This is a genomic window from Pinisolibacter aquiterrae, assembly GCF_019160155.1.
Lineage (GTDB): Bacteria > Pseudomonadota > Alphaproteobacteria > Rhizobiales > Ancalomicrobiaceae > Pinisolibacter > Pinisolibacter aquiterrae.
On record NZ_JAFNIH010000019.1, the window covers coordinates 33,164 to 48,180 of the forward strand.

Below are 15,017 nucleotides of genomic sequence, written 5' to 3' on the forward strand. Positions count from 1 at the left end.
CCGCATCGGTGAGGCTCAGTTGGACGCGACCGTCCCCTTGGGGAGATCGTATTTCGGCATCACGCCGAGCAGCGGCGCGATCCGGCGAATGATGGCTCCGGCGGTGGCGCCGGCGTTGAGACCCGCCGTCGCCGGCCCGTCGCCGCCCGATTCGGCCTTGGGATCGTCGAGAACGGTAAGCACGACATATTTCGGGTCGTCCATCGGGAATGCGGACAGGAACGAGTTGAACCGCTTGTTGGCGGAATAACGGCCGTTCTCGATCTTCTCCGCCGTGCCGGTCTTGCCGCCGACCCGGTAGCCGGGAACATCGGCCTTGGAGCCGGAGCCGCCGGTGCCGGGCGTGGCGTTGAGACGGAAGAGATAGCGCATCTTGTCGCTGGTCTCGGGCTTGAGGACGCGTTTGGCCTCCGCTTCCGCCTCCGCGCGGGTGCGCGGATAGAAGGTCGGATCGAGGAAGAGCCCGCCGTTGACCACCGCCGCCCCCGCCACCGCCGTGTGCATCGGCGTCACCGAGAGGCCGTGGCCGAACGACATGGTCGCGGTGGAGACGTCGGAGAGGCGCTTGGGGAAGAGCGGCAGGCCGAGGTCCGGCAGTTCCGTCTCGAGCCGGCGATGGAAGGCGACCCTCTCGAAGAAGGCGCGTTGGGCCTCCGAACCGGCCTTCAGCGCCATCCGCGCCGAACCGTTGTTCGAGGAATAGAGGAAGATCTCCGGGACGGTCAGCGCCCGCCCCTTGGAATGGAAGTCGTTGATCCGTTGCGAGCCGAACACCAACGGCGTGGTGTCGTAGACGTCGTTGAGCGTGACCTTGCCGCTGTCGAGAGTGAAGGCCGAGTTGAAGGTCTTGAAGACCGAGCCCATCTCGTAGACGCCGAGCGTGGCGCGGTTGATGTGATCCTTCTTGAAGGCCTCGTTGCGGTCGTTGGGGTCGAAGTCCGGCAGCGACACCATCGCCAGGACTTCCATCGTGCGCGCGTCGAGCACGATGCCGACGCCGGCGATGGCATGGAACTTCTGCACCGCCTCGACCATCTCGTCGCGGACGACGTGCTGGACGCGGATGTCGAGCGACAGACGCTTCGGCTTCATCTCGCGTTCGCCGGCGAACCCGGCCGCGTGCAGCGCATCGAGGCCCATGTCGCGGTCGATCGCCCGCTCCATGCCGAGAATGCCGCGGTTGTCGACGTCGACCGTGCCGATGACGTGGCCGGCGAGCGCGCCGCCCGGATAGATCCGGCGGTTCTCTTCCATGAAGCCGATGCCGGGCAGACCGAGGCGGAAGATCTTGCGCTTCTGCTCCACCGTCAGCTCGCGCCGGAGCCAGACGAAACCGGCCTTGGAGGAGAGCTTCTTACGGATGGCCTCGTCGGCGCGCATCTCGGGAATGACGCTGCCGAGCGCGTCGATCGCCTCCTCCACGTCGAGGATGCGCCGGGGCTCGGCATAGAGCGACGACGACTTGATGTCGGTGGCGAGCACCTCGCCGTTGCGGTCGAGAATGTCGGGACGCGCCGTCGAGACCTGGGTGCGGCCGCTCGCGAGCGCCTCGGAATGCTCGTCGCTCGCCCCGCCGAGCGAGACGAGGCGCATCGCCACCGCCGCGTAGATCACCGCGAAGCCGAGCCCGGCCAGCACGATGCGCTTGCGCGACGCCTTCATGTGGCGCGTCGAGGCGCTCTCCTGCGCCTCGTGATCGACGGCGGCCTCGGTCGGCGTCGCCGCCGCGGCTTCGACGCGTTCGGCGCTCTCGGGGGCGAGGGGAGAGGACGGTTCGCTCACCGGATCACCTTCATCTGTTCGGAGGATCGGGGCGTCGCCGGACGCGTCGACGGCGGCAGCGGCATCAACATCATCGGTCCGGAAGAGGACGCCTTCGGGATCGACCCCGTCGTGGTCGGCCCACCGGCGCGGCCCGACGACGGCAGCCGGTCGAGGAACTTGCCGATCGTCACCGCGTGATCGGTCGCCCGTTCCGGCTGGGCCAGCTTGACCGATCCCTTGGAGCTCGGACGCGGCGCCAGGGCCGGCGAGGCCGGCGAGGCGGGCGACGCTGCGGCGGCGGCGGTGGTCGTACCCGGCGCCCCGGCCGGACGCGGCGCGCCGTCGGCCGGCACCGCCGGCTTGAAGGGAATGTCGTCGATCGAGCCGATCTGGGTCGGCGCGAGCGGATCGAGTTCGAGATAGGCGTGATGGCGTTCGGTCAGCTCCTGCAGGCGCTTGGGCTGATTGAGCAGGCTCCATTCGGCCTTCAGCGTGGCGATCGCGTCGCGCTCGGTATCGATCTTGCGATTGATCCGCGCCACTTTCGCCGTCGCCTTCTCGGCCTCGAACTTGAGGTCGTAGACGATGCCGGCGCCGATCAGCATCAGGGCGATCAGCAGGAAGTTGATCATACGCATCATCGCCGCGCCCCCCGGCCGGAAAGATCGACATGAGGAAGGCCGAGCGCCTGCGGATCGACGGCGCGCGCCGGCGCGCCGGTGCGCACACCGGCCCGGAGCTTGGCGGAGCGCGCCCGCGGATTGTCCGCGATCTCCGACGCGCCGGCCTCGTCGTGACCGCGCATGAGAAGTTCGAAGGTCGGCGCGAGCACCACCGTCGCCGGCGCGTGGCGCGACCCGCCCGCCTCGCGCCGCGAGCGTTCGGCGAGGAAGCGCTTGACGATCCGGTCCTCGAGCGAATGGAAGGTGACCACCACCAGCCGCCCGCCCGGCTTCAGGATCCGCTCGGCCGCGCCGAGCGCCCGCACGAGCTCGCCCAATTCGTCGTTGACCGCGATCCGGAGCGCCTGGAACACCCGCGTCGCCGGATGGATCTCGCCCGCCTTCGGCCAGATCACCGTCTCGATCACCTTCACCAGCTGTTTCGTGGTCTCGAACGGCGCCGCCTTGCGCGCCTCGACGATCGCCCGCGCCACCTGCCCCGCCCGCTTCTCCTCGCCATAGGCGTTGAAGATGCGGTGGAGCGTCGAGACGTCGGCGCCGTTGACGATGTCGGCGGCGCTCGGCCCGTCGCAGGCCATGCGCATGTCGAGGGGGCCGTCGAAGCGGAAGGAGAAGCCGCGCTCGGCCCGGTCGAGCTGCATCGAGGAGACGCCGATGTCGAGCACCACCCCGTCGACCGCGTCGTGGCCGAGGTCGCGCACGTGCTCGTCGAGATCACCGAAGACGCCCTCGACCAGCGTCAGCCGCCCGCCCGAAGCGGCCACCAACGCGGCGCCCGCCTCGATCGCGGTCGGATCGCGGTCGATCGCGATCACCGACGCGCCGGTCTCGAGGATCGCGCCGGTGTAACCGCCGGCCCCGAAGGTGCCGTCGACATGGATCTCGCCGGGCTTCGGCGCCAGACGCGCCAGAACCTCGCCGAGCATCACCGGCAGATGCGGACGAGAGCCCTCGTCCGCGCATCCCCCATTCATCTCTCGACCTCCGAACCGGGCGCTTCGGCTCCTCTCGACGGTCCCCGCCACCGTCGATCGCCGCATCCGGCGACGCGCATCGACCGCCCCGCCGAACGGGTGGGCGAGCACGGACCGAGACGAAACGGCGAGCGACATTCGACGAGAACCCGAGTGGAACCCCATGAGTACCGACCGTCGAGGCGCCCGACCCGCTTCGACCATTCCCGGGCATTCCAACACCCTCACGGTTAATCGCGCGTTTACGATGAAGATTTCCTTGACGCCGGAACGCCCCCGACGCGGCGATCCGCCCCCTCGAACCGGCCCCGTCCGGTGCTAGGATCCCCGCGAGAACCAAGGAGAACGCGATGTTTCGCTGGGGCATTCTGTCGACCGCCAGGATCGGACGGGACCTCGTCGTCCCCGCGATCCTCGAGTCCGAGAACGGCGTCGTCGCCGCGATCGCCAGTCGCGACGGCGCCCGCGCCGAGGGTATGGCCGCGCGCTTCGGCGCCGCGCGGGTCTTCTCCTCCTACGAGGCCCTGCTCGCGAGCCCCGACGTCGACGGCGTCTACATCCCCCTGCCGACCTCGCAGCACGTCGAATGGACCCTGCGCGCGGCCGACGCGGGCAAGCACGTCCTGTGCGAAAAGCCGATCGCGCTGCGGGCCGGCGACGTCGACGCCCTGATCGCCGCCCGGGATCGCAACGGTGTCCTCGTCTCCGAGGCCTTCATGGTGACCTATGCCTCGCCGTGGCGGCGCGTCCGCGCGCTCCTCGCCGAGGGCCGCATCGGCCGCCTGCGTCAGGTCCAGGGCGCCTTCAGCTATTGGAACCGCGACGCCGCCGACCTGCGCAACCGCCCCGAGCTCGGCGGCGGCGGCCTGCCCGACATCGGCGTCTACCCGACCGTCACCACCCGTTTCGCCACCGGCGCCGAACCGCTCCGCGTCCAGGCGAGCCTCGAGCGCGATCCCGACTTCGGCACCGACGTCTGGGCGAGCGTGCGCGCCGATTTCGGCACCTTCGAATTGAGCTTCTACGTCTCGACCCAACTCGCCGCGCGCCAATCGATGGTCTTCCACGGCGACGAGGGCTTCATCGAGCTGCGCTCGCCCTTCAACACGAACCGCTGGGGCGCCGAGGAGATCGAGATCACCGACCGCGCGCACACCCGCTCCACCGTCGAGCGCTTCCAGGACGATCGCCAATATCGCCGCGAGGTCGAGGCCTTCGTCACCGCCGCGACCGGCGGGGCGGCCGAGATCTTCACGCTGGAACAGTCGCGCGCCAATCAGATGATGATCGACGCGATCTATCGCGCCGGCGACCACGACCGCTGGGAGCCGGTGTGACGGCCCGATTGGCAAAGCGGACCGCTCCCACGACGTTTCGACCCTTGCGAAACGTCGTGAGACGGAGGAGAGGTGCCAGCCGGCCTGTAAGCCGGGTTCTGTATGGCGGGCTTTCGCCCACGTGGCGGCCATTCGTCTGGGACGTCCATTGCTGGACGCCTCGCGCAACCAACCCGGGCGACTGGTCCGGAAAAGACCGGAACTCTTTCGAGCCCACGCCGCCCCTATTCGGTCTTGCTCCCGGTGGGGTTTGCCGTGCCGTCCCCGTTGCCGGGTCCGCGGTGGGCTCTTACCCCACCTTTTCACCCTTACCGCGGTCACCTCCCGAAGGAGGCCTTCGTCTCGCGACGAGACCGAGGCGGTCCGTTTTCTGTGGCACTGTCCCTGAGGTCGCCCTCGCCGGTCGTTGACCGGCACCGTCTTTCCGTGGAGCCCGGACTTTCCTCCCCGGGTTTCCCCGGAGCGGCCGCCCGGCCGACTGGCGGGCGAGACATGGTCGATAAGCCGCGCGCGGTCAAGGGGAAGACCCCGCTCACAGCATCCCCGTGACCTGCTTCGCCCTGATGCAATAGTTCCAGGCCGCCGCCGAGATCGACTTCGTCATGATGCCGCCCTTGTATTTGGCGACGGCGAGGCACGGATCGCCCTTGGCCGCCGCCCAGGTCCAGCCGAGTTCGCGCATGCCCCAGACGATGTTGGTCTCCGGGTCGAACAACTGCTCGTTCGTCCCCTTGTAGCCCTGGAACCGCGCCGTCGACGGCATCACCTGCATGATGCCGACCACCGTATGCGAGCCGCGCAGTTTCGGATCGTACTTGCTCTCGACATATCCGACACCGATCGCCAGCCACAGCGGCACCTTGTTCCGCGCCGCCTCGCGCTTGATCAGATGAAGGTAGGGCAGCGCCTCCTTCGGCACCTTCCTCGGCGGACCGAAGACGCCGTCCTCGGCGAGGATCGGCGGCGCCTCGGCGAGCCGCGCCGACGCGCCGACCCCGGCCGCCGCGTCGAGCGCCGCCACCTGGGTCGCCACCGTCGGCACCGACGGACGGCGGCGCGGCATCGGCACCGCGATCGGATGCGGCCCCGCCGCGAAGGCCCGGTCGGCCGGAAACACCGACCCGTCCGACACCGGCGCATAGCCGATCGCCGGAACGCCGGGCGCCACCTCCGCCGGACCGGACGCCGGATCGCCGGCCGCCGCCTCCGTCTCGGGCATCACCCCGGGCGGAGCCGCGAGGATCCTCGCCTCGAGCGGCGCCGGGGGTGCGTCGTCGGCGGTCGGGTCGAATTCGCCGCGCACCGCCGACCAGGCGCGCGCGATCCGCGCGTCGACCAGCTTCGATACCGCCTCGTCGGCGACGGCGCTCGCCGGGTTCGCCGCGACGACCCCGGCGCCGAGCGCCAGACCCGCCGCGAGACCGAACCTCGATCGCCGATCGCTCCGCCTCATGCGACCACCTCGCCGGCGACGGCGCGATCGAGCAGGCCGCGCAGCGTCGCGATCGTCGAGGGATCGGCGATGCCGTCGACCAGGGCCGGACGGAAATGGCGTTGGAACGCCTCGACCACCTCGCGGGTCGCCGTGTCGTAGACCCCGGTCACGGCAATGCCCCAACCATGGCTCGCGAGCATCGCCTGGAGGGCGGCGACCGGCGGCGAGCATTCGCCCGGAGCGAGCGTCCGCCCCATGCCGGATCCGATCGGCGCCGGCTCGACCCAGAGGCCGACGCCCGCCGCGGCGAGCCGGTCCCAGGGAAACTTCTCGCCCGGATCGCGCTTGCGCCCCGGCGCCACGTCGGAATGGGCGAGAACGCGATCGGCGGGGATGGCACGACGGGCGAGAATGTCGCGCGAAAGCGCGATCACCGCCGCGATCTGAACCTCGGCGAAATCGCCGTAGCCGGGGTGGATCTCCGGCATCTCCTCCGCGTCGCGGTCCGGCACCGCCGCCAGATCCCACCAATGGCCGGGATGGGCGATCTCGATGCCGATCGAGGCGGAATTGACGTCCTCCTCGCCCGCCCAGGACGAACGGCCCGCGTGCCAGGCGCGCGCGCCTTCGGCCACAAGCTGCGTCACGGTGCCGTCCTCGGCGACGACGTAATGGGCGGAGACCTGCGACACCGGCGTGGTCAGCCAGCGGATCGCCCGCTCGGCCGCGCTCATCCCGCGCCCGGCCGGCATGCCGGTATAATGCAGCAACAGGAGATCGGGGCCGGTCTCGGCCCAGCGCCCGCGTCGCGCGCCGAAGTTCGGCGACGGCCTGACCACGTCGACCACCGCCGTGTCGGCGGCGAAGGGGACGCCTCCCGTTTCGCTTTCCATCGTCCCGCCTTCCTCGATCCGCCTCACGCCGCGCCGCGCTCGATCCGGATCCGCTCCCAGGCCGCGTTCACCGCCGCCAATCGATCGTTGAGGATCGCCATCGCCTCGTGCGGCAATCCGTGGGCGAAATGGCGATCGGGATGGCACTCCGCCACCGCCCGCCGCCACGCCGCCTTCACCTCCGCGTCGCTCGCCTCGCGGTCGACCCCGATCACCCCGTAGGGGTCGGGCCCGTGGCGTCGCACGAAGCCGCTCGCCACCCGGTCGAACGCCGCCTCGTCGAAGCCGAACAGCTCGGCGACGCGCTCGAGGAAGGCGAGTTCCGCCTCGTGGACGTAGGAATCCGCCGCCGCGATGTGGAACAGTCCCGTCAGGACGTCGCCGAGAAAGATCGCGTCCCCCTCGGCCAGCGTCGCGATCCGCCGGGCATGCGCCTCGAATCCGGCGACGTCGCGGCGGGCGAGGTCGAACAGGCGCTCGACGTTGCGCTCCTCGCCCGGCGGCACCTCGACCACCCGGCGGAACATCGCGATCTCGTCGCGCGTCACCACCCCGTCGGCCATGGCCATCTTTGCGGAGAGCGAGATCAGCGCCACCGTGAAGGCGACCTCGCCCTGCCCGCCGAGCCAGGTCTGAAGGCGCTCGCCGACGGTCTCCAGGAACGGCCCGACCCCGGTCAGGTCGCCGACGAAATCGACGATCCGGCCGAGCCCCGCCCACAACCTGGACCCGGTCTCCTGCGCATCCTCGATCCCGCGATCGAGCCGTCCTCGTTCCGTCGTCATCCGCCGTTCGATCGCCTCTCTGGTTCGGCCGGGCACACTAGTGCACCGGCCCGGTCGCCGGCAAATGACGAGATGTCGCCCGGCGCCGTGGACCGCGCCGATCGCGGTGGTTGTCGTTCGCCTCCGCTCCGACTAGCTTCGCCCCATCACGACGGCGAGGATCCCATGCTCGGTCAGGACCTGAGTCTGAAGGGCGTGTCACGGGCCGCCGCCGGCCTGCCCACCCTGGCGTCCCTCGATCTCGAGGTCGCCGCCGGCGAGCACGTCGCCCTCCTCGAGCGCGGCGACGGCGCCGCTCTCACCCTGCTCCGGCTCGTCGCCGGCTTCGCCCGACCCGACATCGGCCGCGTCGTCGTCGGCGGCGTCGACGTCACCGATCGCCCGCCCGGCGAGCGCCCCGGCGTCCTGGTCGCCGCCGATCCCGGCCTCTTCGCCGCCGTCCGGGTGGAGGAGGCCGTCGCCCTGGCCGCCGGCCGGCGCCACCCCCACGATCGCGGCGCCCGCCGCGCCCGCGCCCGCGCGCTGCTCGAGGACTACGGCCTCGCCGACGTCGCCGATCGCTTCCCCGTCGCGCTCGACGCCGCCACCCTCTGCCGGGTGGCGCTGATCCGCGCGCTCGCCGCCGAGCCGGCGCTGCTTCTCCTCGACCGGACCTTTCTCGGGGTTCCCGTCGCCGACCGCCCGCCGCTGCGCGACCTCCTCGACCGGATCCGCCGCGACACCGGCGTGAGCGTCCTCGAACGTTGCGACGATCCCGCCGAGGCCCTCGCCCGGGCCGATCGGGTCGGCGCCCTCCACGGCGGCCGCCTCGTCCAGATCGACACGCCCGACCGGATCTGGTCGGCGCCGCTCTCCCTCGCCGTCGCCCGTCTCGGCGGCGCCGTCGACGTGGTGCCGGGTCGACTGATCGACGCCCAGGGCGGCAAGGGCCGCATCGACACGCCGATCGGCCCGCTCGTCGGCACCCTCTTCGGCGAGATCGCGCCGGGCACCGCCGTCACCGCCGCCATCCGCCCCGAACGCATCGATCTGGCCGACCGGGAGCCGGCGCCGGACCGCGTCGTCAATCGCTTCGAGGCCGATTTCGTCGAACGCCGCCTGACCGGCCCGCTCGTCCGCCACGTCTTCGCGGTCGGCGACACCCGCCTCACCCTGGTCCGGCTCGATCGCGGCCTCCACCGCCTGTTGCTGGCCGGCCGCAGCCTGCTGGCGATCGACGCCGACGACGTCTGGATTCACCCGGCCGAGAGCGGGGGCGACTTCGGTGGGTGATCGCTCGCGCCGCGTCTCCAGCCTCTGCCGTGCCGGCCTCGCCGCCTTCGCGCTGGTCTGGCTCGCCCTGGTCGGCACCCTCGTCGCCCGATCGACCGAGACATGGATCCCGGTCGACCCGGCGCTCGCCCAGCGCCTGCTCGACCTCTCCTCGGAACAGCGCCGTCTGAGCCGCGCCTGGGAGAGCGCGCAGCGCGGCGAGACCCGCTTCCAGCTCGACACCGAGATCCGCTTCGTCGCCGCCCGCATCGACGAGATCGAGAGCATCGCCCGCCAGCCGCGCCCGACCCACGGTCTCGCGCCCTGGGCGCGGCTCGCCCCGGTCCTGCGCCCCCTCGCCCTCGCCGCCGCCGAGATCGTCGCCGCGACCCTCGTCGCCCTCGCCCTCGCCGGCCTGATCGCCGGCCCCCTCGCCCGCTTGCGCCCGCGATCGCGGATCCTCGCGCTCGCGACCCTGCTCGCGCCGCTCGCCCTGCCGCCGCCGCTCTTCGCCGCCGCCGTCGCCGACCTCGGCCGGAGCCTCGGCCTCGCGCCCTCGCCCGGCCTCGCCTTCGCCGGCCTCGTCCTCGCGGTCCTGCCGCCCGCGGTGATCGCGTTCGCGCTCGCCGGGGCCCGCCTGCCGCGTTCCGAGATCGCCAGCGCCGAGGACCTCGGCCTCTCGGCCCTCGCGATCGGCCGCAGGATCATCCTGCCGCGCCTCGCGCCGACGCTGGCGATCGTCGCCGTCGCCGCCGTCCTGCGCCTCACGAGCGATCTCTCGATCGGCCGGATCGTCGGCGCGGCGACGGCGCCGACCACCTTCGGCGAATGGCTGCGCCACCGCATCGTCGCGGCGATCGATTTTCCCTCCGCCGCCGCCGGAGCCCTCGCCGCCTTCGCCGTCGCCGCCGGCTTCGCCGCGCTCCTCGCCGTCGCCGCCGCCCGGCTCGCCCCGCCTCCGGGATCGATGCCCCGCCTCCGCTCCCCTGGTCCCCTCGGCGACGACACGCGTCACGGCGGCCGAGAGGGAGGTGATCCGGGCTCGCGCGGGGCCGACGTCGTGGCCGCCGCTCTGATCGGCCTCTCGCTCGCCCTCCTCCTCGCCGTCGCGCGGCGTCTCCTCACCGGCCTCGACCCGTCGCCCCTCACGCTCGACGCGCGCGCGGTCGAGGCGATCGGCGAATTCGTCCGCGCCGGCCTCGCCGCCGGCCTCGCCCTCCTCGGCGCGCTCGCCGTCGTGGTCGCTGTCGAGCGCTCGCGGCGCTGCCGCTCCCGCCCCTTCGCCGCGCTCGCCCTGATCGCGCTGGCGCTGCCGCCGCCCATGCTCGGCCTCGGGCTGCGCCTCCTCGCCGATGCCGCCGATCTGCCGGCCGGCGCCTGGGTCGCGGTCCTCGCCCAGACGCTCGCCGCGCTCGGCCCGGTCGCCGCCCTCCTCCTCGCCCACCTGCCGCCGAGCCGGCTCGACGGTCTCCACGCGCCGTTGCGCCCGACGCTCGCGCCGGTCCTGCCGCTCGCCGCCGTGATCGGCTTCACCCTCGCCCTCGCCGTCGCCGACCTCGGATCGATCCTCGGCGTGGTCGATCGCACCGCGCTGCTGCGCCCGCCCGCGCTCGGCCTCGCCGATCCCGCGGCGCTCGTCGCGATCGTCGCCGCCGTCCTCCTCGGCCTCGGCGCGGCCGCCGCGCTCGAAACCGCGCGAGGTCGCGGATTCGATCCGTGAAGAAGCGGAATCGTCACTTGAAGTGGGCGATTTTTCGATTCGTCCGCAAGGACTTGCGCCCCACCCTCGAGACGACGGACGAGCCCGGGACGCCGATCGCGGCGCGACCGGACTCTCCGTCTCCGCCCTCGGCCCCAAGGGATTCCCGCGACTCGTCTTTTCGTCCCTCCGGACGGCCGATCAGCCGTTCTCGCCGGCGACCGCCTCCTGGACCGGCTCGCCCCAGGTCTCGACCGTGGCGAAGCCCTCGAGACCGTCGGGATCGTCCTCGAAGGCGTGTTCCACCTCGACGAACGTGTCGGGGTGGAAGCCGTTGAATCGAGTCCGGAGCGACAGCGAATAGGCGCCGATGTGACCGATCTCGATGAAGTCGCCGGTGTCGACCGTCGAAGGCAGCCAGAACGGCCGCGACAGGATGTCGACCGAGTCGCAGGTGACCCCGCACACCCGGAAATCCTCGAGGCGCTTGGGGTCGCCCACCCGCCGCCGCCGCGCCGGGTCCGGGATCAGCCGGGCCGGCAGGGTGATCTTGCCGGTCCAGCTGTCGGAGAGAGAGCCCCAGATGCCGTCGTTGATGTAGATCCGCTTGCCGTCGCGCAGGAGCACCCGGACGATCACGGAGAGCGACCGCGCCACCATCACCCGGCCCGGCTCGGCGACCAGTTCGAGGTCGTCGAACCCGTGCCGGGCGACGTCGGCGGCGATGTCGGCGACGAGCCGCGCCGGATCGGGAACCGCCTTCTCCGGCCCGCGCGGATCGCGGCCGTAGGGCGCGGGGAAGCCACCGCCGATGTCGAGCCCGCAGAGATCGACCTTGGCCTGACGGCGCACCGAGGCGGCGAGCGCCAGCGCGCCGTCGTAGGTCGAGATCTCCTCGACCTGGGAGCCGACGTGAAAGCAGAGACCCGCCCGGAACCCGGCCCGGTCGACCCGTTGGAGGAGCTCCACCGCCTCGCCCGGCGCCGCGCCGAACTTCTTTGAGAGTTCGTAGGCGGCATGCCCCTTGGTGGCGAGGCGCACGAAGAGCGAGATCGTCCGCGGATCGAGGTCGAGCGCCTGGACGATCAACCGGATCTTCTCGAACTCGTCGGGATGATCGAGCGCCATCGTGCGGATGCCGAAGGTCTCCAGCGCCCGACGGATGTCGGAGAGCGACTTGACCGGATGCATGTAGAGCTGCTCGGCGGTCGGCGCCACCGCGCGCACCGCTTCGAACTCCGCCCGCGACGCCACGTCGAAGGCCCGGACCCCGGCGCCGGCCACCGTCTCCAGGACGAAGGGCTCGCCGTTGGTCTTCACCGCATAGGCGGTCTTGCCGGGAAAGGCGGAGAGAAAGGTGGCCACGTCGCGCGCCAGCACCGACGGGCGGAAACAATAGACCGGCTCGTCCGGCCTGAGCGCCAGGGCCGCCGCGCGGCCGGTCTCGTATTTCGGCATGGTCATCGCGGGATCACTCCGTCTCGTCCGGCGACCGGCCCGGCCGTCCGGCTCGTCCGGCGACCGGCACGGTCGCCCGGGAGGCACCATGGACCTACGACTTCGTCGCGGCCGTGACGATGGACCGAGATCGGGGCGGGAGGCGGCGCGCCGTCGTCTCGCGCGCCCGCTTCCCGCTCGACCGTCTCGTGCTCACTTGTCGTAGATGCCCTCTTCGGGATCGCGGATCTCGTCGTCGCCGTCGCCGGGGATCGACCCGGTCCTGTCGAGTTGGTCGTCCTTGAAGATCGTGTCGTCCTTGAAGAACGACAGGAGACGCCCACCCTCCGGCACCGGCTCGTCGCCGCCCCGACACACCCGCCGTCCCTTGGAATGGCGGGCCAGATCGAGATGGAGATGGTCCTGATGGGCCGCGCCCGAGCCCGGCCCGAGCACCGTCGTGAAGTCGTCGCAGGCCGAACCGCCGACGGCGCGCAGGAAGCTCGCTTCCGAGGCGTCGGCCGAGCGCCAGCCCGTCTTGACCCGCACGGTGCGCCCGTCCGCCAGCTTGAAGCCGGAGACGTCGATGGCGTTCATGTAGGCGTGCTCGGACATGTAGCGGCTGCCGGCGATGCGGCGGCAGCTGTAGGTGCCCATGTGTTGCACCTCGACCACCGGCTGACCGAAGAAGGCTTCCGCCGCCGGCTGCACCACCCGCTCGAGCCAATTGTCGGTCGCCGCCACCAGCGGACAGTTCATCGCCGTCTGCTCGTTGAGCGGGATCGGCGTCTCGCGGCCGAGCGCCGAGACCTTGAAGGGCCGATCGGCGCCGCAGGCGCCGGGTCCGTCGACCTCGCCGATCGGACGCACCACCGCCGACGGCCTGACCGCGCCGGAGGAGAGACAGGCGTTTTCCGCCTGGGAACGCCAAGCCGCCCGCTTCGGACCTCCCCAGGAGCCGAACAGCGAACAGCCGCCGACCGACGCGGCGAGGGCGAAGACGAACGCAGGGTACAAGATACGCTTCATGGCGCGAGTTTGCGCGCCGATCCGGAAAGGTTCCGTTAATGTCGAATCGAATCGTCGCTCCGACGTGAACCTCTCGTGAGCCACATGCCCCTGCCCGTCCGCGCGTTCCTCCTCGCCACCCTTCTGCTCGCCCCCCTGCCCGCCGCCGCCACCGATACGCCGCCCCCCGTCACCGGCCCCGCCGCCGCCCCCCGCCCGTGGTCGCCGAGCGAGAAGACGATCGCCAAGGGCTCGCCGCGCGCGCGCGTCGCCGTGCCGGATTTCACCGCCCTGCCGCCGGCGCCGCTGCTTCCCCCCGGCCTCGCCGGCTCCGTGCGCCGGGTCGACCTGCCGCCGGGCGAGAAGCTCGTCGCGCTCACCTTCGACCTCTGCGAGACCGCCGGCGAGGTCGCCGGCTACGACGGCGAGATCGTCGACACGCTGCGCCGGCGCGGCATCGCCGCCACCTTCTTCGTCGGTGGCCACTGGGCCGCGACCCATCCCGAGCGCTTCCGCGAGTTGGCCGCCGATCCCCGTTTCGAGATCGCCAACCACACCTGGACCCACGCCAATCTGCGTCTCGTCGACGACGCCCGCCTCGCCCGCGAGATCCTCGCCCCCGAGGCCGCCTTCCGCGACGCCGGATGGCAGGCGCGGTCGAAATATCTGCGCTTCCCGTTCGGCGCCTGCGACGCCCGCTCGATGGCCGCCGTCAATGCCGCCGGCATGGCGGCGATCCAATGGGACGTCTCGACCGGCGATCCCTCGCCCTTCGCCTCCGCCGACATGATCGTCGCCGAGACCCTGCGCGGCGTCCGCCCCGGTTCGATCGTCCTCGCCCACGCCAACGGCCGCGGCTTCCACACCGGCGCGGCCCTGCCGCGCATCCTCGACCGGCTGACTGCCCAGGGCTACCGCTTCGTCTCCGTCGGAGACCTCCTCGCCCGGGGGCGCCCGGTGGTGACCCCGACCTGTTACGATTCCCACCCCGGCGACACCGACAAATACGATCATTGGGCGGCCCTCGGCGGCCGCAAGCCCTCGACGAAGCCCCTCGCCGCGCCCGAGCGCCCCTTCGGCGCCCCGGCCGCCGGGACGGCGAAACCGGCCACCGGAGCGCCCACGCCATGACCGACGCCCGCGCAGCGGCCCACGCCCTGCCCTTCGCCGCCCGCCGCCACGACCTCGACTCGGTCACCCTCCTCCCGCTCGACACCGCCACGGCGCCGGCCCTCGCCGCCCGGGTCGTCGCCCTCGACCCGTGGGCACGGCTCGGGCTCGCCGCCGCCGCCATGGCCGACCGCATGACCCGCCCCTCGCCCGGCGCCCACCGCTTCGCCGTCGTCGACGCCGGCCGGCTCGTCGGCTATGTCGCCGTGCGCCACCCCTTCATGCGCGGCCCCTATCTCGAGACCATCGCGATCCTGCCCGAGGCGCAGCGCCGGGGGATCGCGCGCCGGGTGATCGGCTGGATGGCGCGCGAGGTCGAAGGCCTCGACGCCAATCTCTGGCTCTGCGTCACCGAATGGAACGCCGCCGCCCGCGCCACCTATGCCGCGCTCGGCTTCGTCGAGGTCGGCCCGATCCCCGATCTCGTCGCCGCCGGTCAGAGCGAGATCTTCATGCGCCGCGCCCTCGCCCCACCGCCGAGCCGACCCGGCTGAGGTTCGACCGGGGCGCGACGCCGGGGCGATTTGCCCGCCGCCGCCCCCTTCCCCTCGCCGGCCGGCCGGTCCACACTGGCCGCGACG

The 15,017-nt window shown here is 72.0% G+C and carries 13 protein-coding genes and 1 other RNA gene; 5 read left to right on the plus strand and 9 right to left on the minus strand.

The genetic code is table 11. The features are described 5' to 3' along the window. Positions 1 to 15 precede the first annotated feature (15 nt). Genes J3S89_RS04390 through rsmH form a run of 3 tightly spaced genes read right to left on the minus strand, consistent with a single transcriptional unit; the run spans position 16 to position 3,421 of the window. Positions 16 to 1,782 (minus strand): peptidoglycan D,D-transpeptidase FtsI family protein, encoded by a 1,767-nt coding sequence (locus tag J3S89_RS04390; RefSeq protein WP_230489272.1) that lies wholly within the window; start codon positions 1,780 to 1,782, stop codon positions 16 to 18. Next, positions 1,779 to 2,405 (minus strand): cell division protein FtsL, encoded by a 627-nt coding sequence (gene ftsL / locus J3S89_RS04395; RefSeq protein WP_217926266.1) that lies wholly within the window; start codon positions 2,403 to 2,405, stop codon positions 1,779 to 1,781. Before ftsL ends, J3S89_RS04390 begins: the two co-directional genes overlap by 4 nt. Continuing rightward, positions 2,402 to 3,421 (minus strand): 16S rRNA (cytosine(1402)-N(4))-methyltransferase RsmH, encoded by a 1,020-nt coding sequence (rsmH, locus tag J3S89_RS04400; RefSeq protein WP_217926267.1) that lies wholly within the window; start codon positions 3,419 to 3,421, stop codon positions 2,402 to 2,404. Before rsmH ends, ftsL begins: the two co-directional genes overlap by 4 nt. A gap of 350 nt (positions 3,422 to 3,771) precedes the next feature. Between rsmH and J3S89_RS04405 the strand changes: the two genes are divergently transcribed. Further along, complete coding sequence (locus J3S89_RS04405) at positions 3,772 to 4,758, plus strand: Gfo/Idh/MocA family protein (RefSeq protein WP_217926268.1); 987 nt, start codon at positions 3,772 to 3,774, stop codon at positions 4,756 to 4,758. A 71-nt stretch (positions 4,759 to 4,829) separates the two neighbouring features. Here J3S89_RS04405 and rnpB read toward each other — a convergent pair. The 4 genes from rnpB to J3S89_RS04425 all read right to left on the minus strand — a co-directional run bounded on the left by rnpB (position 4,830) and on the right by J3S89_RS04425 (position 7,871). Continuing rightward, positions 4,830 to 5,240: RNase P RNA component class A (gene rnpB, locus J3S89_RS04410), an RNA gene on the minus strand. A 50-nt stretch (positions 5,241 to 5,290) separates the two neighbouring features. Next, positions 5,291 to 6,211 carry a transglycosylase SLT domain-containing protein gene (locus J3S89_RS04415; protein ID WP_217926269.1) on the minus strand — a complete coding sequence of 307 codons (921 nt, stop codon included), beginning with the start codon at positions 6,209 to 6,211 and terminating at the stop codon, positions 5,291 to 5,293. Next, positions 6,208 to 7,086: an N-acetylmuramoyl-L-alanine amidase gene (locus tag J3S89_RS04420; protein ID WP_217926270.1), complete on the minus strand. Its 879-nt coding sequence runs from the start codon at positions 7,084 to 7,086 to the stop codon at positions 6,208 to 6,210. The genes J3S89_RS04415 and J3S89_RS04420 overlap by 4 nt, the downstream gene beginning before the upstream one ends. Before the next feature lie 23 nt (positions 7,087 to 7,109). Next, a complete protein-coding gene (locus J3S89_RS04425; RefSeq protein ID WP_217926271.1) occupies positions 7,110 to 7,871 on the minus strand; it encodes a J domain-containing protein in 762 nt (253 codons plus the stop codon). A 165-nt stretch (positions 7,872 to 8,036) separates the two neighbouring features. Between J3S89_RS04425 and J3S89_RS04430 the strand changes: the two genes are divergently transcribed. Both J3S89_RS04430 and J3S89_RS04435 read left to right on the plus strand, forming a co-directional pair. Further along, positions 8,037 to 9,143 carry an ATP-binding cassette domain-containing protein gene (locus tag J3S89_RS04430; RefSeq protein WP_217926272.1) on the plus strand — a complete coding sequence of 369 codons (1,107 nt, stop codon included), beginning with the start codon at positions 8,037 to 8,039 and terminating at the stop codon, positions 9,141 to 9,143. Beyond that, positions 9,136 to 10,842 (plus strand): hypothetical protein, encoded by a 1,707-nt coding sequence (locus tag J3S89_RS04435; RefSeq protein WP_217926273.1) that lies wholly within the window; start codon positions 9,136 to 9,138, stop codon positions 10,840 to 10,842. Before J3S89_RS04430 ends, J3S89_RS04435 begins: the two co-directional genes overlap by 8 nt. A 180-nt stretch (positions 10,843 to 11,022) precedes the next feature. On the opposite strand, the gene J3S89_RS04440 is transcribed toward J3S89_RS04435, so the two are convergent. Beyond that, positions 11,023 to 12,279, minus strand: coding sequence for a type III PLP-dependent enzyme domain-containing protein (locus J3S89_RS04440; protein ID WP_217926815.1), 1,257 nt, complete (start codon positions 12,277 to 12,279; stop codon positions 11,023 to 11,025). A gap of 192 nt (positions 12,280 to 12,471) precedes the next feature. After that, on the minus strand, positions 12,472 to 13,287 hold the full coding sequence (locus tag J3S89_RS04445; RefSeq protein WP_217926274.1) for an extensin-like domain-containing protein: 816 nt from the start codon (positions 13,285 to 13,287) through the stop codon (positions 12,472 to 12,474). A gap of 84 nt (positions 13,288 to 13,371) precedes the next feature. Between J3S89_RS04445 and J3S89_RS04450 the strand changes: the two genes are divergently transcribed. Together J3S89_RS04450 and J3S89_RS04455 are read left to right on the plus strand one after the other, a co-directional pair. Next, a complete protein-coding gene (locus tag J3S89_RS04450; protein WP_230489283.1) occupies positions 13,372 to 14,397 on the plus strand; it encodes a polysaccharide deacetylase family protein in 1,026 nt (341 codons plus the stop codon). Beyond that, entirely contained in the window at positions 14,394 to 14,930 is a 537-nt protein-coding gene (locus tag J3S89_RS04455; RefSeq protein ID WP_217926276.1) for a GNAT family N-acetyltransferase, read from the plus strand. Before J3S89_RS04450 ends, J3S89_RS04455 begins: the two co-directional genes overlap by 4 nt. Positions 14,931 to 15,017 lie beyond the last annotated feature (87 nt).

Excerpts from the sequence above, each read along its gene's own strand:
- ftsL (WP_217926266.1), bottom strand. The coding sequence starts at position 2,405 with ATGATGCGTATGATCAACTTCCTGCTGATCGCCCTGATGCTGATCGGC.
- J3S89_RS04445 (WP_217926274.1), bottom strand. The coding sequence starts at position 13,287 with ATGAAGCGTATCTTGTACCCTGCGTTCGTCTTCGCCCTCGCCGCGTCG.
- J3S89_RS04415 (WP_217926269.1), bottom strand. The coding sequence starts at position 6,211 with ATGAGGCGGAGCGATCGGCGATCGAGGTTCGGTCTCGCGGCGGGTCTG.
- rsmH (WP_217926267.1), bottom strand. The coding sequence starts at position 3,421 with ATGAATGGGGGATGCGCGGACGAGGGCTCTCGTCCGCATCTGCCGGTG.
- J3S89_RS04405 (WP_217926268.1), top strand. The coding sequence starts at position 3,772 with ATGTTTCGCTGGGGCATTCTGTCGACCGCCAGGATCGGACGGGACCTC.
- J3S89_RS04455 (WP_217926276.1), top strand. The coding sequence starts at position 14,394 with ATGACCGACGCCCGCGCAGCGGCCCACGCCCTGCCCTTCGCCGCCCGC.
- J3S89_RS04420 (WP_217926270.1), bottom strand. The coding sequence starts at position 7,086 with ATGGAAAGCGAAACGGGAGGCGTCCCCTTCGCCGCCGACACGGCGGTG.
- J3S89_RS04430 (WP_217926272.1), top strand. The coding sequence starts at position 8,037 with ATGCTCGGTCAGGACCTGAGTCTGAAGGGCGTGTCACGGGCCGCCGCC.
- J3S89_RS04425 (WP_217926271.1), bottom strand. The coding sequence starts at position 7,871 with ATGACGACGGAACGAGGACGGCTCGATCGCGGGATCGAGGATGCGCAG.
- J3S89_RS04440 (WP_217926815.1), bottom strand. The coding sequence starts at position 12,279 with ATGCCGAAATACGAGACCGGCCGCGCGGCGGCCCTGGCGCTCAGGCCG.
- J3S89_RS04450 (WP_230489283.1), top strand. The coding sequence starts at position 13,372 with ATGCCCCTGCCCGTCCGCGCGTTCCTCCTCGCCACCCTTCTGCTCGCC.